Consider the following 21,215-nt stretch of genomic DNA (forward strand, 5'->3'; position numbering starts at 1 on the left):
TCGACCAACTCACCCACACCCCCGCCCTCGTCCTCGGCAAACGCCTCGACATCCTCGCCTGGAACCCCACCGCCACCGCCCTCTACACCGACTTCGCCGCCGTACCGGCCCCACAGCGCAACTACCTGCGCCTCATGTTCACCGACCCCGCGATCCGGGGGTTGCACAAGGAGTGGGCCCACGACGCCCGGGACGCGGTGGCCGCCCTGCGGATGGAGGCGGGCGCCGATTCCGACGACCCGGAGCTCGCCCGCCTGGTCGGGGACCTGACCATTCAGGACGCCGACTTCCGCACCTGGTGGGCCCAGCAGCGCGTCAACAGCGCGACCTACGGCACCAAGCACTACCGCCACCCCCTGGTCGGCGACCTCACCCTGGACTGCGACACCTGGTCCGGAGGCGACGGCTCAGGGCAACGACTGATGGTCCTCACCGCCGAACCCGGCAGCCCCTCCCACGACGCCCTGCGCATCCTCGCCTCCTGGACCGCGAGGCAGACGGAACCGGACTCGGCGCGGCACACATCCCGATAGGCTCCGGCCGGCTGAACCCGCGGGCCCTCCTCCCTCGTCGTCCTAGGGAGGCTCGTCGTCCCGGGGAAGCTCGTGCTCCTGGGGAAGTGGGAAGAGGTGGGCATGCTCGCGTACGACGTCCGGGGCAGCGGACCCGGTCTGGTCCTGTTGGCCGGGATCGGGGGCACCGCGGCGGACACCTGGGAGCTGTTGCTCGCGGACCTGGCGGCCGAGCACACGGTCGTGCCGATCGACCTCCCCGGCTCGGGCCGCAGTCCCTTGCCCGTCGGCCCGCTGCGGGTGGATGCCGTGGCCGACCAGGTGGTGGCCACCGCGCGCGAGGCCGGGCTGACGGAGTTCGTGATCGCCGGGACCTCGCTGGGCGCGGCCGTCGCCGTCGCGGTCGCGGCCCGCCATCCCCGTTCGGTGCGCGGCCTGTTCACCCTCTGCGGATTCGCCCGGCCCCGCACCACCCTGTGGCTCGGTCTGGAGATGTGGGCCTCGGTGCAGGTCCGCGGCGAGAGCGAACTGAACGCCTTCCTTGCCTCCCTGTCCTTCTCCCGGACCTACCTCGCCGGGCACACGGCCCACACGGCCCGGCTGCTGACCGCCCGGCTGGCGGGATCCGCACCCGGTGTCTCCCAGCAGATCTCCCTGGCCCTGAACATCGACCTGCGCGACGATCTCGCCGCCGTCACCGCTCCCACCCTGGTCGTCGCGGCCACGGGCGACCAGTTGGTCGCCCCGGAGCACTCGGTGGAACTCGCGGTGGGGATACCCGGTGCACGGCTGGCCGCGGTCAAGGGCGGGCACGCGGCGACCTTCGAGGAACCGGAACGGACGCTGGAGCTCCTCACCGAGTTCCTCCGCGACCTCCACCGCCGCCCCCGCCCCGCACCCTCCCCCACCGACTCCGTCGGTCGCCCGACGGCACCGGGCTCCCCGCGGACCGTTCCGGCTCCTCGCCGTCCCCATGAACGCTGACCACGTCATCGGCCGGGACGGCAGGACGGGACCCGCCCCCGGTTGCGCCCCCAAGGGCAGACCTCCCCGTCATCCCGTCCCGGGGTGCGGGGCGGGCTCCGGTTCCTGCGCCACCCGCTCCAACAGCCTTTCCGCGCTTGCCAGTTCGACGCCGGCGTCAGGCCCGGGGTGGGTGGTCACCTCGTGCAGTGCGGCGAGGAGACGGGCGAGCCGGCCGTCACCGGCGTGGGTCAGGGCGACGCTGCCCTCCCAGAGGATCTCGCGCAGCCGGACCGGGGTGAACTGGCCGTCCCCGGCGCAGGCCACCAGCAGGCGGGCCGCGAGCGTGCGCTCCAGCGGTCCCGGGACCCAGTCGCCCCGGTCGAGGTCCTCGGTCAGGGCGGCGGACAGTGCGGTGAGGCGCTCATGCGGCATGGGAGTCGGCGGCCTTCTGTTTCGTCGCGGACGAGATGTCGGTGCCCCACCCCGTTCGGACGGCGCACGGGTGTAGGTTTCCTTCAGAATACGTGTCTCATGTGTGCCCCACGCGGAGACGGCGACATGTATGACACTCCACCACTTGCCCGGCGCGGTGCACCGCGCTGTGTGGCCCACCGGAGAGAGACCGGAGCATCGATGAGAGCGGACGCACGCCACAACCGGCTGCGCATCCTCGAAGCCGCGGCGGAGACGCTGGCCGCTGCCGGTGACACCTCGCTCAAGTCCATCGCACGCAGAGCCGGCGTGGGCCAGGGCACCATCTACCGCCACTTCCCCACCCGGGAGGCTCTGGTGCTCGAGGTGTACTGGGAGGAGGTGGAGGAGCTGGTGGCCGCCGTGCCCGTCCTCCTCGGCGCCCTGTGCCCGCCGGTCGCGCTGCGGGCGTGGCTGAAGCGGCTCCTGGACGTCGGCGGCCGCACCCCGGAGTTCGCGTGCGCCATGAGCACGGCGGGCGACGTACTGACCGAGCAGTGCCGGCAGGCGTACCAGCCGCTGCTGGACGCGCTCACGGCCCTCGTGGCGGCCAACCAGGCGGCCGGGACCATCGTGCCCGGCACGACGGCCGAGGACGTGCTCCTGCTCCTCGGCCCGCTGTGGCGGGTCGGAGCGGACGACGAGGAGTGCGCCCGGTCGGCACGGCTCCTCGACGTGCTCCTGCGCGGGCTGTGCCCGTCGGGCGACCCGCGGGAAGCACCGCCCGGTCAGTAGCAGTCCTCACCGGGAAACAGGGTGAGCAGCCGTACGGTCTCCACGTACAGCCAGGACAGGGTCAGCGTGAGCCCGAACGCGGCCGGCCAGGACTGGCTCCTGGGCGCGCCGTGGGTGATGGCCTCCTCGACCTTCCTGAAGTGCAGGGACAGGAAGGACGCGGCGAGCACGACACCTACCAGGCCCGTGCAGACCCCCAGCCCGAAGGGACGCAGGCCCAGGACGTCCCAGCCGGTGACGGGGAACAATGTCCAGTCCGCCAACGCGAGGAGACACGCGCCGAGGAGCGCGGCGCCGGTGAAGCCGCGGAAACGGCGGTGCACCCGCATCCAGTGCAGTTTGTGGGCGAGGAGGACTCCGGCGGAGGTCGCCATCGTGGCCAGCACGGGCTGGACCAGGACACCGGGTGAGATGTGGCCGGAGACCGTTGCCGAAAGCACGGCGAGGAACACGCCCTGGAACCCGGCGAACGCCAGCGTCCGCGCCGGGGACGGCGCCTGACTACGGCACTGGACCACCACCAGCGCGGCGGCGGCGAGTCCGGCCCCGGCGGCGATGCCGTAGGCGACGGGCGCGCCGAAGGGGGCGTACGGCAGCAGCGTCCAGGACGGGACTGCCGCGAGGGCCGTCACCGTGAGCCCCGCCAGTGTCCTGGCGAGGACCTCGTCCATCGTCATCAGGTCGCCGACGGAGAAGGGAAGAGGCGCGGAGCCGTCCGCATACGGCGGGTCCCTGTCGAGGTCCTGTTCCTGGGCCGTTCCGAGCCTGCTCTGCGCGAGGGCGATCCCGGCCCATGGATCCCGGACCGCCGTCTTCTGTCCGCCGCGTCGCCCGAACTGCGGCCGGGCGAGTATCGGGTTGCTGCTCTTCAGGGAACGCTGCTGCTCGACTGGTGTCACGCCAGGTCCTCTTCCTCGTCTCGGACGTACCGGCACCGGTTCCGCGGGGCGGCGGGTCCGGTGCCGAGGGGCTCGCCGGAGGTGTCGGCTGTCGTCAGCCTGCGCTTGCGGACATACCGCGCGCATCAGTCACTTGACGTTCGGTCCGATACGCCCGCCCCGGAAACGGGACGCACGGTCAGGGCGGTTCGGCTCAGCCCTGCAGCGCGTAGAAGTGCATCGGCGAGTTCGGCTCGAAACCGATGCGCGGATACACGGGGGCCCCGGCGACGGTCGCGTGCAGGGTCGCCCGGGTCAGACCGGTGGCGCGGGCGCCCTCGTACAGCGCCTTGCGGGTGACCGCCTCGCCGTAACCGCGGCGCTGCTGCCCGGGGTCGGTGGCGACGAGCACGACGAAGAGCCTGCCCTGGGCCTCGACGGTGGCCGCACAGGCGACCGGTGTGCCGTCCCGCAGGGCCAGGTAGGCGTGCACGTCCCGCTTCCACAGGCGGGAACCCGCCAGTCCGTCGCGGCCGTCGTCGAGGGGGAAGCCGTAGGCGCGCGAGTTGAGGTCCGCGTACGCCAGGAGGTGCTCGTCGGAGGTGACCCGTTCGAACGTCAGCTCCGGGTGGTGGGGTTCGGGGATCGGCAGCAGGTCGCCGGCCATGCCGGTGCCGGGGAAGGCGTGGGCGAGACCCGCGCGTTCCGCGGCCTCTTCCAGTGCCTCGCGTGCGTCATCGGCGAGCAGGTCCTCGAACAGCCACAGGAAGCCCGGCTGCCGCTTGGACGCCATGATGTCCGCCGCCTGTCGCAGCCGCTTCTCCAGGAGCGTCGCGTCGGCCCCGGTCTCGGTCAGGGTGACCGCGTTCCAGAAGGCGAAGCGGCAGTCGGCCCAGCGAACAGCGACCCCCGGCAGATCGCGGACGTCCGCCTGCTCGGTCCGGTCGAGCACCATGGCACGCCAGACCGTGCAGAGCTGTGCCACGGATTCGGTCGCGGCGGTCAGGTTCGTCACGGCAGTCCCTCGCTTCGTCGTGTGCTGCGGAATGTGTGGTGCCTGGTGCGACGATCTTCGCCGTCCCGGGTGCGGTGACACCGCCGTTCACGTCGGAGAGCGTCCGGTTCCGGACAGCGCCCACCCCGGGGGCGGCCGCCGGAAGGTGTGCCCGTCGACCCTTCGCGACCGGCACGGCTCCCGGACGGCCGCCGGTTCACGTCCGTCAGGCGGGCCTGATGTTGTGGTTGAAGCGGAAGACGTTGGTGGGGTCGTACCGCTTCTTCACCGCGGCGAGCCGGTCGTAACGCTGCGCACCGAACACCGCGCGCACGCCCTCGGCATCGGTCGCCTCGTCCGGCGAGAGGAAGTTGACCATTCCCCGCTGCGCCGCCCAGGGCGCCAGACCGTCCATGACCCGGGCCAGGTCGGCCCGCAGCGTCTCCGCCTGGTCCGGAGCGCCCGCCGCGAACGCGAAGACGACATACGGGAGGCCGCGGCTGGCCACCGCGTTGGGGAACTCCGGCTCGCGGTCGAAGGCACCGCCGAGCGCCCGTATCTCGACGTTGGCCAGGGTGCATCCCGACTCCGCGCCGGTCAGCTCCACAAGCGTCTGAACGGTCTTCTCGGAGAACTCCTCCAGGCAGAGGCTGCGGTCGTAGTACGGCATCGGTTCCACCGGGTCCAGGTGGATCTCCCCGATCGAGGTGAAGGGTTTCTCCCCGACCAGGTCGATCAGCACCGGCGCGGACTCCCGCAGCGGGGCGATCAGTTCGGCCCCTTCGGCCGCGGAGCCGAGGTGCCCGACGCGCAGGTGGATCACGAAGGCACCGCGCAGCGGCTCGGGCAGCACCGGCAGGTCGGGCAGGCGCTGGATGCCCAGGGACGAGGTGGTCTCCTCCCCCACCGTCGGCAGCCAGGCCCGCCAGGCCTCCAGCACCCGGGGCAGGTGCTCGCCCGCGAAGAAGAGGCCGCCGCCGTAGAAGCGGGTGACCGGGAACACCTCGAACTCGATCTCGGTCACCACCCCGAAGTTGCCCTTGCCGCCCAGCAGGGCCCAGTACAGGTCGGGTTCGCTCCGCGGTGTCACGTGGCGCAGTTCACCGTCGGCCGTGACCACGTCCAGCCGGCGCACGTGGTCGGCGGCGTAACCGAGGCTGCGGCCCAGCAGCGGGCTCTGGCCGCCGCCCAGCGTGTAGCCGACGACACCGACCTCCGGCGCCGAGCCCACGACCGGGGCCAGGCCGGCCTCCGCGGCGCGCGGCAGCACCTCGCTCCAGCGCACACCTGCCTCGACACGGACCGTGCGTTCCCGCGCGTCGACGGAGATCCCCTTCATCCGCCGCGTGGTGATGAGCAGCCCGTCCCGGGCCGGGGCGACGATCTGGTGGGCCGCCGACTTCACCGCGACGGGCAGGCCGTGCCGCACGGCGAAGCGCACCGCCTCCTGGACGTCGAGCCCACTGCTCGCGCCGACCACCAGGGCCGGGCTGAGACCGCAGGTCAGGTTGAACGTGGCGCACTCCGCCGCGTACCCCTCCGAGTCCGGTTCCAGAACCGGGCCGCGTACGGACCGCCGCAGAGCCGCCACGTCCTCCGGGCCCCAACCCGCATCTGCTGTACGACACATGTCCGCGCTCATCCTGATCACAACCTCACTCACACCCGAAAGGGCGTCACAACCTGACGTCACTGAGACGGGCCGAACACCCTGCGGCGTTCACACCAACATGATCGAAGTGGTCAGCACACGTGTGAGCAGCCGTGCTCAGCGGCGGTGACGAGGCGGACGGCAGCCGCCGATGGCGATGACCTGGGACCGTGAACCAACGGTATGGTGGATCGCGGACCATCGATTCACCAGGAGACCGCCGCCATGCCCCTCGCCCCCCGACCGCGCTGACGTGGGCGCGATATGGACGTCCTTTACACTCCAGTGATTGCATGGGCCGCACGGAGCCAGGTGCGGGCGCAGCCGGGTCGGCGGACCCCACCGGGCCTCCAGACGTCAGCCGTTGGAGGCAGCTCGATGAACGACCAGGACCCGCCCGCCCGCCTGGCCGCGACACGGCTGGTCGGACGCGACCGGGACCTCGACTTCATCCACTCCTTCCTCAACAACTCCGAGGTGCACGGGGCGGCCCTGCTGCTGTCGGGCGAGGCGGGAGTGGGCAAGACCGCCGTGCTCGACGCGGTGGCGCAGGGCGCGGCGCACAACGGCGTCCGGGTGCTGCGCGCGGGCGGGGTGCAGTTCGAGGCGGACATCAGCTACGCCGGGCTCAACCAGCTCCTGGTGCCCCTCTTCGACGAGTTCGACGTCCTGGACCCCGTGCACCGCGACGCCCTGCGGGTCGCGATCGGCATCGGCGGCGGACCGGCGCCCGACCGGCTCCTGACCTCCACCGCGGTCCTGCTGCTGCTGAGGCTGATATCGGCCCGTACGCCGCTGCTGCTCGTCGTCGACGACCTGCCGTGGCTGGACCGGGCGACCAACGCCGTGCTCGGCTTCGTGGCCCGGCGGCTCGTCGGCAGCCGGATCGGTTTCCTCGCCGCCTCCCGCACGGGCTCCGAGAGCTTCTTCGAGTCCAGCGGCCTGACCGAGCGGCGGCTGGAGCCGCTGGACGACGCCTCGTCGGCCGAGCTGCTCGCCCGCACGCACCCCGACGTCTCCCCCGCCGTACGGCGCCGCATCTCGGCCGAGGCGCGCGGCAACCCGCTGGCGCTGGTGGAGCTGCCGATGGCGCTCTCCGCCGAGCAGCGCACCACGCTGGCGGCGGTGCCGGGGGTGCTGCCCCTCAGCGAACGGCTCCAGGCCATGTTCGCCTCGCGCGTGGCCGGGCTGCCCGACCCCACCCGGCTGATGCTGCTGCTCGCGGCCCTCGACGGGACCGGCGACCTGGCCGCCGTCGAGGCCGCGGCCGCCGACCGGGCCGGTGTCGACGACCTCTCCCCCGCTGAGCAGAACCGGCTGGTGACGGTCTCCACCGACAACCGGCGGCTGTCCTTCCGGCACCCGCTGATCGGTTCCGCGGTGGTGGAGCTGGCGACCGCCGCCGACCGCAGACGGGCCCACCGGGCGCTCGCCGACGTGCTCGGCGACCAGTTGGAGCGGCGCGCCTGGCATCTGGGCGAGGCTGCCGTGGGACCGGACGAGACGGTCGCGGCACTGTTGGAGGAGTCCGCGCGCCGCCGGCTGCGGCGCGGGGACGCGCTCGGCGCGGTGGCGGCGCTGACCCGCGCCGCGGGACTCAGCCCCGCGGCCTCCGACGAGAGCCGCAGGCTGGCGGAGGCGGCCTACGTCGGCGTGGACTCCAGCGGCGACCTCGACGACGCCTCGCGGCTGCTGGCCGGGGCGCAGGCCCATCCCACCGGACAGCAGTCCCTGCACGCGGCGGCCGCGGCGGCGTTCCTGCTGATCAACCGGGACGGCGACATGGACACCGCCTACCAGCTCCTGGTCGGCGCGATCGAGTCCGGCGAGCACGGTTACGACGCCTCGGACGAAGGCCTCGTCGAGGCCCTGCACGTCCTGGTGCTGCTGTGCTGGTACGGCGGTGACCCGAAGCTGTGGCAGCCGCTCCTGACGTACGTGGAACGACTGACTCCCGAGCCGCCCGAACTGCTCTGGGTGATCATCCAGACCTTCGGCGACCCGGCGCGCACCGGGGCCGCGGCGCTGACCCGCCTGTCGAAGCTCATCGCCACCGTGGGCGACGACCCCACCCGGGTGATCCGCGTCGGCACCGCTTCGGTGTTCGCGGACCGGCTCGGCGACTTCCGGTGGGCCACCCGCCGGCTGGTGGAGCAGGGGCGCGCCGGTGCCGCGCCCGTCCGCCGCCATCTGGGCGCCCTGATGCATCTGGGCCTGGACTACTTCCACCTGGGCCGGTGGGACGACGCCGCCGAGCTGGCGGCCGAGGGGCTCGCGCTGTGCGAGAACCACGACTACCGGTTCTTCGCCTGGTACTTCCAGTACATCCAGGCGGCCGTCGCCGCGGCCCAGGGCGACGCGGCGACCAGCGCCGGGCTGACCGAGGAGATCGTCCGCTGGGCGACCCCTCGCGGCACGCACGGCGCCCGGTTCTTCGCCTGCCACGCCCGGGCGCTGGCCGCCCTCGGGAGCAACGACTTCGAGACCGCGTACCAGCACGCCTCGGCGCTGAGTCCGGCCGGGACCGTGGCCCCCTACCTGCCGATCGCCATGTGGGGCGCGATGGACCTGGTGGAGGCCGCCGTACGGACCGGCCGGGACAAGGAGGCCGCGGCACACACGGCGGCGATGCGTGCCTGCTCGATGGCCGCGCTGTCGCCCCGCCTGGAGCTGTCGGTGCTGGCCTGCGAGGCGCTGACCACACCCGCGAAGGCGTCGCTCGCCTTGTTCGAGCAGGCGCTGTCCCTGCCCGATCCGGAGCACCGGCCCTTCGACGTCGCCCGGGTGCGGCTCTTCTACGGCGAGCGGCTGCGGCGACTGCGGGCCGCTTCGGAGGCCCGCGAGCAGCTCTCCCGGGCGCTCGAGGACTTCCGGCGGCTGGGCGCCAAGCCTTGGGCGGCGCGCACCGCGGCGGAACTGCGGGCCGGCGGCCACTCCGCGTCGGTGGCCGCCCGGCCCGGACCGGGAGCCCTGACCGCACAGGAACTGCAGATCGCCAGGCTCGCGGCGACCGGACTGACCAACAAGCAGATCGCCGAGCGGCTGTTGCTGTCCCATCGGACCATCGGCACGCACCTGTACCAGATCTATCCCAAGCTGGGCATCACTTCGAGGGCCGCGCTGCGGGACGCCCTCTCCGAGCTGGAGCCGAACAGCGGCGGCTGACCTCGGCCGGAGCTGTGCCGCGGCTGTGCCGTCGCCTCAGTCATTTGACGTATGCCGGGGCTGCGGCCGCCGCGCAGAGTGGACCCGGGGGCATCCCTGTCGGTGTGCCCTGTCCACGGTGGCCGCATTCGACGCCGCCTCGCACCGCGTACGAGAGGGGACCCGGAATGTCCGGTGCCTCGGACCGCCATCCGGACATCCACTGGCCGTCGGGTTTCTCGCCCGACCAGGCACACAGCTTCTGTCAGACACAGGCTGTCGTGCAGGCCCCGCCGGCCCTGGCGTTCGCCCTGCTCACGGATGTGCCGCGGTGGCCGGAGTGGGTGCCGGGCCTCACCGAGGCCAGGGCCGGGCCGCTCGCGCGGAGCTTCGAGGTGTGGTTCCACGGCCACCGGTTCGAGGTGTTCACGGGAGAGCACGTGCCGTACACACGGCTCGGCTGGGCGGGGGTCGGCGCCGGGGTGCAGCTCTACCAGGCATGGCTGCTCACCCCGGTGGCGGGTGGCACCCACGTGGTGACCGAGAACGTGGTCCGCGGTCCCGCCGCCAGGTCCCTGACGGCGTCGTCCCCACTGTGGGCGCAGCGTCTGAACGCGCTGTGGGTGACCCAGCTCAGGCGCCTTTCGGAGGCGGCTCCGCGGGAGGCTCCGCAGGAGGACGGGGTGCAGCGGAGCGACGACACGTAGCGGACGTCGACGGCAGCCCCGCCGGACAGCGGCGCGTAGCGGATGTCCGTGACAGCCCCGCAGGACAGCGGCGCGTAGCGGACATCGGGAAGGGCTCCAGCCCCGGACGTCGGGGGCGGTACCCGCCAGGACGGCGCCGTGTGGCGGACGCCCTGGGCATGCCGCCGGCCGGCACCCGGGTGGGGCGTCGGCCGGTCGAGGGCGTGGTGGGTCAGGCGGCCCGGACGGGGTCCTTGGCGGGCGCGGGCTCGGAGCGGTCGGGGACGGTTTCGCCGCTCTTGCGGGCCGGCTTCAGGAACAGGGCGAGGACGATCCCGACGGCGAGGGCGGGCGCGATCCAGAGGTAGCCGGCGGCCGTGGCGTGGGCGAAGGCGTCCAGTGCGGTGTCGCGCAGGGCACCGGGGAGCCGGCCGATGGTGTCGGGGCGGGTGGCGTCGAAGCCGCCGGCGGTCGGCAGGCCGCTCGCACGGTCGGCGAAGCCGGTGTTGAGGAGGGTGCCGAAGACGGCGACTCCGAAGGCGGCGCCGATGGAGCGGGCGAAGGTGACCACGGCGCTGGCGGCGCCGAGGTCGGCGGTGGGCACGCTGTTCTGGACGGTGGTCAGGACGACCATGGGCACCATGCCGATGCCGACACCGGTGATCAGGAAGTAGACGCTCAGTACGAGGGTGCCGGTGGCCGCTCCGATGGTGCCGAGCAGGAGCAGTCCGGCGAGGTTGGCGACCAGGCCCGCGAGCAGGATCACCCGCAGCCGCCCGGCCTGTGCGGCCCAGCGTCCGGCCAACGACTGGCTGATGACGAGCCCGGCGACCAGCGGCAGCATGTGGATGCCGGAGAGGGTGGCCGAGACTCCGTGGACGATCTGGAGGTAGGTCGGCAGGTAGACGAGCACGGAGAACATCGCGGCGTTGGCGAAGAAGGCGATCAGCGAGGAGAACACCACGGTCCGGGAGCCGAGCATGGCCGGCGGCAGGACGGGGGCGGCGGCGCGGCGCTCGACGGGCAGCAGCACGGCCGCCAGTGCGACGGTGGCGACGATCAGGCCGACGATGCCCGGCGAGCCCCAGCCCCAGCGCTCACCGAAGGAGGTGACGAGGACCAGGCCGGTGGCGATGGCGGCCAGGAGGGTGGCGCCGAGGTAGTCGATGCGGGCCTTGGCGCCTCGGGTGGCGGCCGGCAGGGCGCGGGCGGCGATGGCCAGGGCGACGATGCCGACGGGCAGGTTGATCAGGATGGCCCAGCGCCAGGAGAGCTGGTCGGTGAAGACGCCGCCCAGCAGGGGGCCGACGATGCTGGCGACGCCGTAGACCGAGCCGAACATGCCCTGGTAGCGGCCGCGTTCGCTCGGGGCGACGATGTCGCCGACGAGGGCGAAGGTCAGCACGATCATGCCGCCGCCGCCCACACCCTGCAGGACGCGGGCACCGACCAGTTCGGGCAGGTTCTGTGCCAGGCCGCAGGCCACGGAGGCGATCAGGAAGACCGAGGTCGAGGCCAGGTACAGCCGCTTGCGGCCGAACATGTCGCCGAGCTTGCCCCACAGGGGTGTGACCGCGGTCGACGCGAGCAGGTAGGCGGCGCTGACCCACGCGATGTCGTCGAAGCCGTTCAGGTCCTCGGCTATCCGGGGCAACGCGGTCGAGACGATCGTCTGGTCCAGGGCGGCGAGGAGGACCGCCAGGACGAGCGCGCTCATCGCGGCGGCGACACCACCCGCCTTGGGTGAGGAGGAGTTGTCTGCCTTCGACATCGGAAGGTGCCTTTCTAGAAGACTCACGGATCTGGCACTACCAGATCTATCTGTCACTAGACTGTAGCACTTAATAGGCAGCCTTCTACTCCCGAGAGGCGCTAGATGTCTCAGGCATCACATTGCGCCACTAGAATCAGTGCGGTGAGAGCTGATGCAGCGCGCAATCTCGAAGCCGTCCTGACCACCGGCGCACGCATGCTCGCCGCCGACCCCGGCACGAGCATCGCGAGCATCGCCACCCAAGCAGGAGTCGACCGACGCACCGTCTACCGACGCTTCGCCTCCCGCGAAGACCTCCTCGCAGCCATCTACGACGCCCGCCTCACCGCCATCGAACACGCCATCCACGACGCCCGACTACGCGAAGCACCCGTCACCGTCGCCCTGCACCGCTACGTCGAGAACATCATCACCGTCAACCGCACCTGGCCCGTCGACCTCACCCGCATGCTCACCGACGAGAGCGTCCACGCCCGGCGTGACGCCGCCGTCGAGGAGGTCGACGCCTTCCTCCGGCGTGCCACCGACGAGGGCCTGCTGCGGCCGGGGCTCCCGCAGGGCTGGGCGAGCGCGCTGCTGCCGCAGCTCATGCACCTGGTCTCCCGGCAGTTGCCCGAACTGAGCGCGGGCCAGGCGGCGGACGTCGTCGTCGACACCCTCCTCAACGGCCTCGGAGCGTCCTGACACACCAAGCGGCGCCGGGCAGTCGCCCGGCGCCGTTGAGTTGCGCGGTGGGAATTCCGTCCTCGCGAGCCGGATCAGCCGCGGCGGACCCCCTCGATGAAGCGGCCGGCGAGGTCGACGCGTTCGGTGAGGGAGGCGGGCGTCTGCCCGAAGTCCACGAACAGCTCGTGCACACCTGCTTCGGCGGCGGCCCGCGCGTAGTCGACGTACTGCGCGAGGGTGCCCGCCGCGGGCATCCGGTCCGGGCCGGTGCTCGTGTCGGTCAACCGCGGGTTGACGCGGAGCGCCATGCGCAGGGCGGCGGGGTCGCGGTCGGCCTCGACCGCCTCCTTCTGGATGACCTCCCACATCCCCATCAGATGCGGGATCGGCATCGCCACGGGCAGCCAGCCGTCGAGCCGCCGGCCGATACGGCGCAGTCCGCCGGGGGTGAACGCGGCGAGCAGCACGGGCGGCCCGGGCCGCTGACGCGGTTTGAGGCCCACGACGGTCTCGGGAATGGTGAACAGCGGTCCCTGGTGGGAGAAGACGTCGTTGGCCCAGTACTCCCGCAGGACGTCCAGGGTCTCGTCGAGGCGGGCGCCGCGGCCCTTCCAGGGCACGGAGACCGCGGTGTACTCGTCGGGCATCCAGCCCAGGCCGAGGCCCACGATCAGCCGTCCCTGGCTGAGCAGGTCGAGGGTGGTCAGGCTCCGGGCCAGCATCACCGGCGGCAGCCACAGGCCGTTCAGGGTGCTCGTGCCCAGGTTCACCCGGGTGGTGTGGGACGCGGCGAAGGTCAGGGCGACCAGCGGGTCCATGTGGTTCTCGTAGGCGCGCGGCATCTCGCCGTCGGCGCTCGGGTAGGGGGCGCCCGGCACATGGGGGGCGAGGACGCGGTCGCCGGTCCACAGCGAGTCGTATCCCATGTCCTCCGCGGTACGGCAGACGCGCACGATGCCTTCCGGGCAGGCGTCGGGGCCGAAGGTGGGCAGGGCCAGGCCCAGTTTCACAGGTGTCTCCTCAGGGTGTGACCCGCTCCGGGTTCCGGCCCGTCAACGGGATGTCGAGCAGGGCTGCCAGCGCAGCCACCGTCCGTGCCGGCTCCACGGCGTGGACGGTGGCGAATCCCAGCGCGGCCGCCGGGGCCAGGTGCTGCTCGGTGTCGTCCACGAACACGCACTCTTGTGCCGTCAGGCCGAGTTCGTCCAGCACGATCCGGAAGATCTCCGGTTCGGGCTTGCGCGTGCCGTGGTCCTCCGACAGCACCACGGCGTCGTAGCGCTTCTCCAACTCGTAGCCGTCGTAGAGGTTCCAGGGCTCCGGGCCCACGGAGTTGGAGAGGATGCCGACCTTGACGCCGGCCCGGCGGGCGGCCGCGGCCGCGGCGATCACGGAGGGCTGGGGGCGCAGATCGGCGAAGACACGGCCCATCAGGTTGTCCGGCCGGACACCGAGCAGTGCGGCGGCCGCTTCGTTCCACTCGGCCTGGGTGAGGTTGCCGCGCTCGAGTTCCTCGGTGAGCCGGATGCCCTCAGGATCGAGATAGAGGCCGGTGAGCAGGGTTCCCTCGGCGAGTCCCTCGCGGCGCTCGAAGGCGAGCGCTGCGGGCAGCAGCGGGGTGGTCAGCACACCACCGAAGTCGAGGACGAGGCCCTTGCGGTGCTGGGTCATACCCACACTGTAGACATGTTTCTCGACGGTCGATCACATGTGTCGGTGGGACCCCGCCTCCTGGAGCGGCGAACATCGCGGTCCCGCTCCGCAGGAGTCGGCGAGTGCACCGCACCCGGGCTCGGGGCCGTCCCGCGCACCGCGCACGCCGGTGCAGAATGAGCGGGTGGATCCGGCGCAGACGACTTCGCAGCAGACCCGACAGGAGCCCCCGCGCAGGCGGGCCGACGCCCGTCGCAACCATGACCGGGTCTTCGCGGCGGCGCTCGGGGTGTTCGAGGAGTTCGGGCTCCAGGGCACGATCCCGCAGGTCGCCGAGCGCGCCGACGTGGGCAAGGCCACGGTGTACCGCAGCTACCCGACCAAGGAGGACCTGGTCGCGGCGGCCGTAGGGCATCGGCTGGCGGAGCTGGAGAGGATCACCGCGCCCGTCCTCGCGAGGACCGGGAGCACGCGGGCCTTCGACACGTACGTGGTGCTGCTCTTCGAGAACCTCGCCCGGGACCGGCTGCTCTCGGAGGCGCTCGCGGAGGGGCGGTCGACGGCGTACACCGGTCCTCTGCTGGACCGGCTGGCCGCTCTGATGGAGGAGGCCAGGGCCGCGGGCCGGGTCCGTGCGGACGCGGGGCCCCTCGATCTGCGCGTGGTGCTGTGCGGCATGTGCCTGCAACTGGTCAACCTCGGGGAGCGGGACCCTGCGCTGTGGCGCCGGTACGGCGAACTCACCCTCCAGGCACTGCGTCCCTGAGCCGGACGACCGGGATTGGCCGGGGCACCGCGCGTCGGCGGATACGTTTGAGACGGACTTACAAGAGCTTTTTTCGGCCATACCGGGTGACGTGAACCCGCAGCGGCATCTAGTCTTCTGCGACAGGTGTGAGTGACCGGCCGGCGACTGGGCCTGCTCTCATGCACGCAGCCGCCCGGCATGTGGCTGCCCGGGACGACGACGTACCCTCGCCTTGCGCCTGGCGTGATTCGCACGCACGGACGCGAGACCGTTCGGGCCGGGGCCGGTTCAGCGGTGAAGGGAGTGGGGGCGTGGAGTCGATCGTCGGAACCATGGTCGGTCGTGAAAGCGAGCAGGAGGCGCTGTCGGCGTTCGTGGCGGCGGCCGGGGGGCGAGCCCTCGTGCTGCGCGGTGACGCGGGCGTGGGCAAGAGCGCTCTGCTGGACCACGTCGTCGACCTCGCGGCGGCCGAGAACCACCGGGTGATCAGGGCGGCCGGTGTCGAGGCCGAGTCGGAGTTGCCGTTCGCCGGGCTGCACCAGTTCCTGTACCCGCTGCTCGGCCACCTCGACCGGCTGGACGACACGCACCGCAGGGTCTTCGACGTCGTCTTCGGCAGGTCCGAGGACACACCCCCGTCGGTCATGACGCTCGGGATCGCCGTCCTCGACCTGCTCTCCCTCGCGGCCTCGCAGCAACCCCTCCTGCTGGTGCTCGACGACGGCCAGTGGCTCGACGCCTCCAGCACCGAGGTGTGCGGCTTCGTGGGACGCCGGCTGACCGGCAGCTCCATCAAGTTCGTCGTCGGCCTGCGTTCCGGCGTGCCCTCCGGCTTCGACACGGCGGCGCTGCCGGAACTGCCGGTCACCACCCTGCCGACGGAGATCGCCGAGCAGCTCCTGGACCAGCGTCACCCCGGGCTCGATCCGCAGATCCGCCACCTGGTCCTGGACGAGGCCCGGGGCAATCCGCTGGCCCTGCTCGAACTGCCGCCCCATGTGCGCGGCGGCCGGGCGGGACGCAGCGCCGAGGAACTGTTCGGCTACACCGGCGTCCCGCTGCCCCTGCGGCTGCAGCAGGTGTACGGCGCGCGCATCGAGTCGCTCGGCGAGGCGGTGCGCGCCGAACTGCTGCGCGGCGCGCTGGACGGCGTCGGAGCGGGCACGGCCGCCGACCGCACCCGCGGCACCCGCTACCGCATGCGCAACGCCGACGAGGCCGCCGCCTGCGGGCTGCTGGACATCGACCCGCTCAGCGGTGACTTCGTCTTCCGGCATCCGCTGGTCCGCTCGACGGTCGTCCAGACGGCCACCCCCAATGAACGGCGCGCGGCCCACGCGACTCTCGCCGAGCTGCACCGGGACGACATGGAGCGGCGGGCCACCCACCTGGCGGCCTCGACGGTCGACCCGGACGAGGGGGTGGCCGCGGCGCTGGAGGCGGCCGCGGACTCCGCGACCCGGCGGGGCGGCGCGGTGACCGCCGTCGCCTGGCTGACCCGTGCCGCGGAACTCAGCGAGAGCCGCGAGGAACGGTCCAGGCGGCTGGGCAGCGCGGCGTACGTCGCCGGACACTCGGGGCGGCTGGACCACGTCCGGCAGCTCGTCCTCTCGGACACCGGGTCCGGAACCGGCGACTCCCCCTCGTCGGTGGTCGCGTCGGGCTATGTCGCGTTCTTCGAGGACGGGGACGTGCGGTCCTCGCAGCGCCAGGTCTTCGCGGCGATCGAGAGCATGCGGGACAGCGGGGTGGAGGAGCCGAACGAGGTGCTTACCCGCCTGATCGACCTGCTGCTGGCGATCGACCAGTACGCGAGCGACGAGGACGCGTGGGAGCGGTCTCACGTACTGCTGGACTCGCTGGGCGATCTGGTCCCGCCGTATTCGCGGGTCTACCAGGACGCGTGGGGCGACGTGGTGCGTCGCGGCGCCGGGTTGGCGGAGCGGGTGGACCGCGCCTTCGCCTCACCGGGCGACCTGGAGCCGTGGGACCTCACCCGGCTGGCCGTGGCCGCCTACCACGTGGACACGCTGAGCCGGTACCGACCGCACCTCCAGCGCACCGTGGACCGTGAGGTCGAGACGGGGGCACTGGCCGACGCCATGACCATGCTGCACCTGATCATGCTGGACCAGATCGCGGTCGGCGAGTGGGACGAGGCCGAGCGCACCGGGGAACGCTGCCTGCAACTGACGACGGCCCACCGGCACACCCTGTTCGTCCATCACACGCAGGCCTATCTGGGGTTGCTCGCCGCACTGCGCGGCCAGGTCGAACGCGCCCGGGAACTCCAAGCAGGCGTCGACGCCTGGGCCCGCCCCCGCGGCATCGGCTTCCTCACCCAGATCACCGACACCATCGGCACCACCGCAGCCCTCGCCGAAGGCGACCACGAAGCCGCCTACCTCCACGCCATCGGCATCACCGCCCCAGGCACCTTCCAGCCCTACGCCCACCAAGCCCCCCGCACCCTCCTCGACCTCGTCGAAGCAGCCCTCCACACCGGCCGCACCGAACAAGCCCACCAGCATGCCCAGGCCGCCCAGCAGGCCGGACTCCCCGACATCTCCCCCCGCCTGCACCTCCTCACCCACGGCGCCCTCGCCCTCACCACCCCCGACCCCACCCAAGCCGACACCCACTACCACCAAGCCCAGAACCACCCCGACGCCACCACCTTCCCCTTCGAACTCGCCCGCATCCGCCTCGCCCACGGCACCCGCCAACGCCACACCCAAGGGCGCAAGGTGGCACGTCATTCGCTGACGCTGGCGGCCGAGGCGTTCGAGCGGCTGGGTGCGGTCACCTGGGCCGAACGGGCCCACGCCGAACTGCGGGCCACCGGTGCGACCCTGCACGCCTCCTCCGCCCATCTCGCGGCGCTGACCTGGCAGGAACGCCGCATCGCCGACCTCGCCGCCGGCGGCCTCACCAACAAGGAGATCGGCGAACGCATGCACCTCTCCCCCCGCACCGTCAGCTCACACCTCTACCGCGTCTTCCCCAAACTCGGCATCACCAGCCGAGCCGCCCTACGCGACGCCCTGGGCAGGATGGCCGACGACCACAAGGTGTGACCCCGCGCTAGCCGTGGGGGGTGCGCAGACCGTACTCGTCCAGCCAGCCAAGCACGTAGTCGGCGACGAACCGCCATCCGTTGTCGATGACCAGGGAGTGCGCGCGGTCCGCGAACTGCTTGAGGTCGGTGACGGCAGTGGAGTCGCCGTACTGCTTGTACGCCGCGCGCGTCACGGAGTCGGGCACCAGCAGGTCCTCCTGCCCGGAGATCAGCAGCAGCGGGCCGCGGTCGGCGTTGCCGACGTCCACCACGGCGTGCCGTTCGCGTGCCGCGCTCGCGTGTCCGAGGTCGTCGAGGAGACGGCGGGGGGCCGGGACGACGTAGCGCTCGAAGAGACGGTCCGACTCCTCCGCCGTGGCGGTGTTCGCGAAGACCTGGTGGAACTGTCGCGGGGAGAGCGTCACGAGGGGTTCGGGATCGGACGGGTCCGGGGTCCACAGACGGGTGGGGGCGTCGGGCAGTTCGATGTCGTTGATGGGGGCGGGAGCGATGGCCACGGCGGCCCGGCCGATGTTGGCGGCGAGGAGATGCTGCGCGATGAGACCGCCGACGGAGTGGCCGACGATCACCGGAGCGGTGTCGAACGAGCGGACGATGCCGGCGTAGTGGTCGGTGAGCACGTCCAGACCGATGCCGGCGATGGTCCCGGCCGACTCGCGCAGCTCCCCGACGTCTGCCGCCTCACCCGGCCAGCCGGGCGTGAACGCGAGGAACCCCCGGCTGGCGAAGCGCTCCGCCCACGACTCCCAGGACAGCGCGTGCAGCCAGGTGCCGTGGATGAAGACGACGGGCGTGTGGTTCACAGCGGGCTCCTCCGAGCATGACGATCATTCGACTCCGGCACGCCGGCGACGGTTTCAGCATGGTTCAGAGGCTGGTCGGGGGGCGACAGTCGAATGACTTAATGAGTCTTCGAATGTGGGCGACTGGAGGGGGTGGGGAGGGCGCAGGCTTTTGGACGCCTGTTGCCTCCGCGATCTTCCCCCACCCCCCAGGGAGCCCCCTCGCTTCCCGTGGCCGTCAGGAGGGCCACGCCGTACTGCGCCTCGCGTCGCACCTGACGTGTGACGCGTGCGACTCGTGCGGCCCGTGACACGGAAGGGCCTCACGGGACACTCGCTGAGCACACCGCACCGTGACTCAGGCGAAGTGGACGGTCAAGTGACTTATGAACGACGCGGGCGGTGCGACCAGGGTGAGTGGTGTCAGCTTTCACCACGGGGAAGGATCCACCCGCAATGAGCAGCAACCAACCCGGTGTACAGTCCCGGCCCTCGTCGTACGCCTGCCCGGAGCTGGTCCTGGACATCGGGCGCGTGCTGGACATCGCCGTCCGGCAGACGATCAGGGCGGAGTTCTCTTTCGACCCGGCGGCTCCCCTCGCCGTGTCCTTGGTACTGGTCGTCGAGGGCGGCCCGCGGGTCCTGTGGCGGATCGGCCGCGACCTCATGCGGCAGGGGCTCCGTTCGGCCAGCGGCCTCGGCGACGTGCAGATGTGGCCGGCGCGGCCCGACGACGGGGGCACGGCGTGGCTCCAGTTGGCCTCCCAGGACATGGCGGCACTCTTCGAGCTGCCCGTGCCTCCGCTGGAGGCGTGGCTGGAGCACACCTACGAACTCGTACCCGCCGGACGCGAGCTGGCGGAGGTCGACTGGGACGCGGCCACCGCGGATCTGCTGGCGGGTTCCTGAGGAACGGGAGGGCGGGCGGCGGCGGCCGGAGGAGCCAGGACGGGCCCCTGTGGAAACCAGGGCGGGCGCCGAGGACCGCCCAGTGCGGCTGGAGGAGTCGGCAGCCGATCGAGCTAGCGAGCCCCCAAGGAAACCGCCCCAGGCACCGCAGCCCACCCCGCGCCGACCAGAGGGCCAACAGCCCACCAACCGGCCACCCCTACGGCAATCAGGCCACCCCGAGGGCGCGGGCCTGGCGCCACCCCATCCAACCGGCGAAGACACCCCACCCCCGCAACGGCCGCCCCCCTCAGCGGACAGGCCGTCGGCCCGCGACCAACACCGGGCCGCCCGGAACCGTGGGGACGGGCCGAGTCTCCTCCAACCCGTGCGCGGCGAGTTCCGCCCTCATGCGTGCGGTGTCGAAGGAGTTTCCGCCGCCGCGCACCGCGATCCACCGCCCGACAGCGCTGCGCAGGGCGTCGTCGGTGCCCGGGTTGGTCCCCGCCACCAGCCATGCCCCAGGTGCCAGGGCCTCGACCAACCGCGGAAGAGCCGCCCGCAGCGCCTCCTCCGACAGGAACGGCGCCGGCAGCCAGATCAACTCGTAGGCCTCGGTCTCCGAGAGGTCCGCCACGTCCTGCCGGCGCAGCGACACCCGGGCGGCCGGCTCCTGGGCCGCGGCGGTGAGTTCCGCCCGTGCCAGGTCCAGCGCCCGCTCCAGTACGTCGATGCCCTCCACCCGCGCCCGGGGAAAGCGCTCGGCCAGCGCCAGGGCCAGCGCGGCGATCCCGGTGCCGACGTCGAGGATGCGGCTGCCCGCGTCCTGGAGCCGTTCGGCGCAGCCGGTGAGCTGCGGCACGACGCGTTCGGCGAGCGCGCGGCCGGTCGCCGCGGAGGCCCGCCCCTGACTGATCAGCACCTCGTCGGCCTGGGCTCCCCAACCCACCGGCGGTGTCGCCCCGGTCCCCGTCTCCGTGGCGGCGGCGACGGCCTGCCGCAACGAACTGCTCTTCGCCTCCACCCCACTGCGGGACGTCGCCGCGTCCGTCTGTTCCAGCGCCGGGTGCACGACGAACCCATCTCCCTCCCGGCGGACGAGCCCCAGGCTCTCTAGGACCGCGGTGCGCTGCGGATCGCGCGCCAGCACATCGGTGAGGGGTTCCGACAGCGCCTGCCGTTGGGTGCTCACCACCGCGGCCAGGCCCCAGGCGGCGGCCTCCAGCACGGCCACCGGGTTCTCGCCGAGCGGCAGCGCGAGGGCGGAGGAGGGCGTGTCGGTCGAGGACGGGGCGGATGCCGGACCCGGTGTCGCCGGTACGTCGGTGGTCATACGGAGATCCAATCTGTGTGTCTTCACCAGCAATTGTGCGGAGTGCGATGGCCAGGGACGGAGTCGGGCACACCTCGCGGTGCGAGAAATGTGTCATCCGGTGAACCTGACACCGCCTCCGCTCCGTTGCCACAGAGTAGAACTCCTGCGACCAGGGTTCATGGCTGGCCTGATCGCAGGACGGGGTGGTCGTCCTCGTGCTCTTCCCCGACATGAGGGCGACCGCTCCACCCACACCCCAACGGCAGGCGAGAC

18 protein-coding genes are annotated in these 21,215 nt (G+C 72.2%); 9 read left to right on the forward strand and 9 right to left on the reverse strand.

Annotation, left to right across the window (positions count from 1 at the left end; all coding sequences use genetic code 11):
- The coding region (locus ACZ66S_RS25865) for an MmyB family transcriptional regulator (protein ID WP_469903902.1) at positions 1-533 on the forward strand (533 nt) is incomplete at its 5' end.
- A 102-nt stretch (positions 534-635) separates the two neighbouring features.
- Positions 636-1,496, forward strand: coding sequence for an alpha/beta fold hydrolase (locus ACZ66S_RS25870; RefSeq protein ID WP_469903903.1), 861 nt, complete (start codon positions 636-638; stop codon positions 1,494-1,496).
- Between the two features lie 69 nt (positions 1,497-1,565).
- Here the strand turns inward: ACZ66S_RS25870 and ACZ66S_RS25875 are convergent, their stop codons facing one another.
- Entirely contained in the window at positions 1,566-1,910 is a 345-nt protein-coding gene (locus ACZ66S_RS25875; RefSeq protein WP_469903904.1) for a hypothetical protein, read from the reverse strand.
- A gap of 201 nt (positions 1,911-2,111) precedes the next feature.
- On the opposite strand from ACZ66S_RS25875, the gene ACZ66S_RS25880 reads away from it, so the two are divergent.
- Positions 2,112-2,684, forward strand: coding sequence for a TetR/AcrR family transcriptional regulator (locus ACZ66S_RS25880; RefSeq protein ID WP_469903905.1), 573 nt, complete (start codon positions 2,112-2,114; stop codon positions 2,682-2,684).
- Here ACZ66S_RS25880 and ACZ66S_RS25885 read toward each other — a convergent pair.
- The 3 genes from ACZ66S_RS25885 to ACZ66S_RS25895 all read right to left on the reverse strand — a co-directional run bounded on the left by ACZ66S_RS25885 (position 2,678) and on the right by ACZ66S_RS25895 (position 6,186).
- The gene (locus tag ACZ66S_RS25885) at positions 2,678-3,583 is read right to left on the reverse strand and encodes a Bax inhibitor-1/YccA family membrane protein (RefSeq protein WP_469903906.1); all 906 of its coding nucleotides are present in this window, start codon (positions 3,581-3,583) and stop codon (positions 2,678-2,680) included. The two genes, ACZ66S_RS25880 and ACZ66S_RS25885, sit on opposite strands and share 7 nt — an antisense overlap.
- A 193-nt stretch (positions 3,584-3,776) precedes the next feature.
- Positions 3,777-4,517 (reverse strand): GNAT family N-acetyltransferase, encoded by a 741-nt coding sequence (locus ACZ66S_RS25890; RefSeq protein ID WP_469904326.1) that lies wholly within the window; start codon positions 4,515-4,517, stop codon positions 3,777-3,779.
- A 265-nt stretch (positions 4,518-4,782) separates the two neighbouring features.
- The gene (locus tag ACZ66S_RS25895) at positions 4,783-6,186 is read right to left on the reverse strand and encodes an FAD-binding protein (RefSeq protein WP_469903907.1); all 1,404 of its coding nucleotides are present in this window, start codon (positions 6,184-6,186) and stop codon (positions 4,783-4,785) included.
- Positions 6,187-6,585: 399 nt separating this feature from the next.
- Between ACZ66S_RS25895 and ACZ66S_RS25900 the strand changes: the two genes are divergently transcribed.
- Both ACZ66S_RS25900 and ACZ66S_RS25905 read left to right on the forward strand, forming a co-directional pair.
- A complete protein-coding gene (locus ACZ66S_RS25900; protein ID WP_469903908.1) occupies positions 6,586-9,372 on the forward strand; it encodes an ATP-binding protein in 2,787 nt (928 codons plus the stop codon).
- A 260-nt stretch (positions 9,373-9,632) separates the two neighbouring features.
- Positions 9,633-10,058 (forward strand): SRPBCC family protein, encoded by a 426-nt coding sequence (locus tag ACZ66S_RS25905; RefSeq protein ID WP_469903909.1) that lies wholly within the window; start codon positions 9,633-9,635, stop codon positions 10,056-10,058.
- A 211-nt stretch (positions 10,059-10,269) separates the two neighbouring features.
- Here the strand turns inward: ACZ66S_RS25905 and ACZ66S_RS25910 are convergent, their stop codons facing one another.
- On the reverse strand, positions 10,270-11,808 hold the full coding sequence (locus ACZ66S_RS25910) for an MDR family MFS transporter (RefSeq protein WP_469903910.1): 1,539 nt from the start codon (positions 11,806-11,808) through the stop codon (positions 10,270-10,272).
- Positions 11,809-12,006: 198 nt separating this feature from the next.
- Between ACZ66S_RS25910 and ACZ66S_RS25915 the strand changes: the two genes are divergently transcribed.
- Positions 12,007-12,495 (forward strand): TetR/AcrR family transcriptional regulator, encoded by a 489-nt coding sequence (locus tag ACZ66S_RS25915; RefSeq protein ID WP_469904327.1) that lies wholly within the window; start codon positions 12,007-12,009, stop codon positions 12,493-12,495.
- Between the two features lie 74 nt (positions 12,496-12,569).
- Here the strand turns inward: ACZ66S_RS25915 and ACZ66S_RS25920 are convergent, their stop codons facing one another.
- Both ACZ66S_RS25920 and ACZ66S_RS25925 read right to left on the reverse strand, forming a co-directional pair.
- Complete coding sequence (locus ACZ66S_RS25920; protein WP_469903911.1) at positions 12,570-13,487, reverse strand: TIGR03619 family F420-dependent LLM class oxidoreductase; 918 nt, start codon at positions 13,485-13,487, stop codon at positions 12,570-12,572.
- A gap of 10 nt (positions 13,488-13,497) precedes the next feature.
- Entirely contained in the window at positions 13,498-14,148 is a 651-nt protein-coding gene (locus ACZ66S_RS25925; RefSeq protein ID WP_469903912.1) for an HAD-IA family hydrolase, read from the reverse strand.
- Between the two features lie 166 nt (positions 14,149-14,314).
- On the opposite strand from ACZ66S_RS25925, the gene ACZ66S_RS25930 reads away from it, so the two are divergent.
- Complete coding sequence (locus ACZ66S_RS25930; RefSeq protein ID WP_469903913.1) at positions 14,315-14,896, forward strand: TetR/AcrR family transcriptional regulator; 582 nt, start codon at positions 14,315-14,317, stop codon at positions 14,894-14,896.
- Between the two features lie 314 nt (positions 14,897-15,210).
- On the forward strand, positions 15,211-17,955 hold the full coding sequence (locus tag ACZ66S_RS25935) for a helix-turn-helix transcriptional regulator (RefSeq protein WP_469903914.1): 2,745 nt from the start codon (positions 15,211-15,213) through the stop codon (positions 17,953-17,955).
- Between the two features lie 7 nt (positions 17,956-17,962).
- Here the strand turns inward: ACZ66S_RS25935 and ACZ66S_RS25940 are convergent, their stop codons facing one another.
- Positions 17,963-18,760 carry an alpha/beta hydrolase gene (locus tag ACZ66S_RS25940; protein ID WP_469903915.1) on the reverse strand — a complete coding sequence of 266 codons (798 nt, stop codon included), beginning with the start codon at positions 18,758-18,760 and terminating at the stop codon, positions 17,963-17,965.
- A gap of 435 nt (positions 18,761-19,195) precedes the next feature.
- On the opposite strand from ACZ66S_RS25940, the gene ACZ66S_RS25945 reads away from it, so the two are divergent.
- Complete coding sequence (locus ACZ66S_RS25945; RefSeq protein ID WP_469903916.1) at positions 19,196-19,648, forward strand: SsgA family sporulation/cell division regulator; 453 nt, start codon at positions 19,196-19,198, stop codon at positions 19,646-19,648.
- Positions 19,649-19,937: 289 nt separating this feature from the next.
- On the opposite strand, the gene ACZ66S_RS25950 is transcribed toward ACZ66S_RS25945, so the two are convergent.
- On the reverse strand, positions 19,938-20,960 hold the full coding sequence (locus tag ACZ66S_RS25950) for a class I SAM-dependent methyltransferase (RefSeq protein ID WP_469903917.1): 1,023 nt from the start codon (positions 20,958-20,960) through the stop codon (positions 19,938-19,940).
- Positions 20,961-21,215 lie beyond the last annotated feature (255 nt).

The organism is Streptomyces sp. NPDC107471 (genome assembly GCF_055582845.1).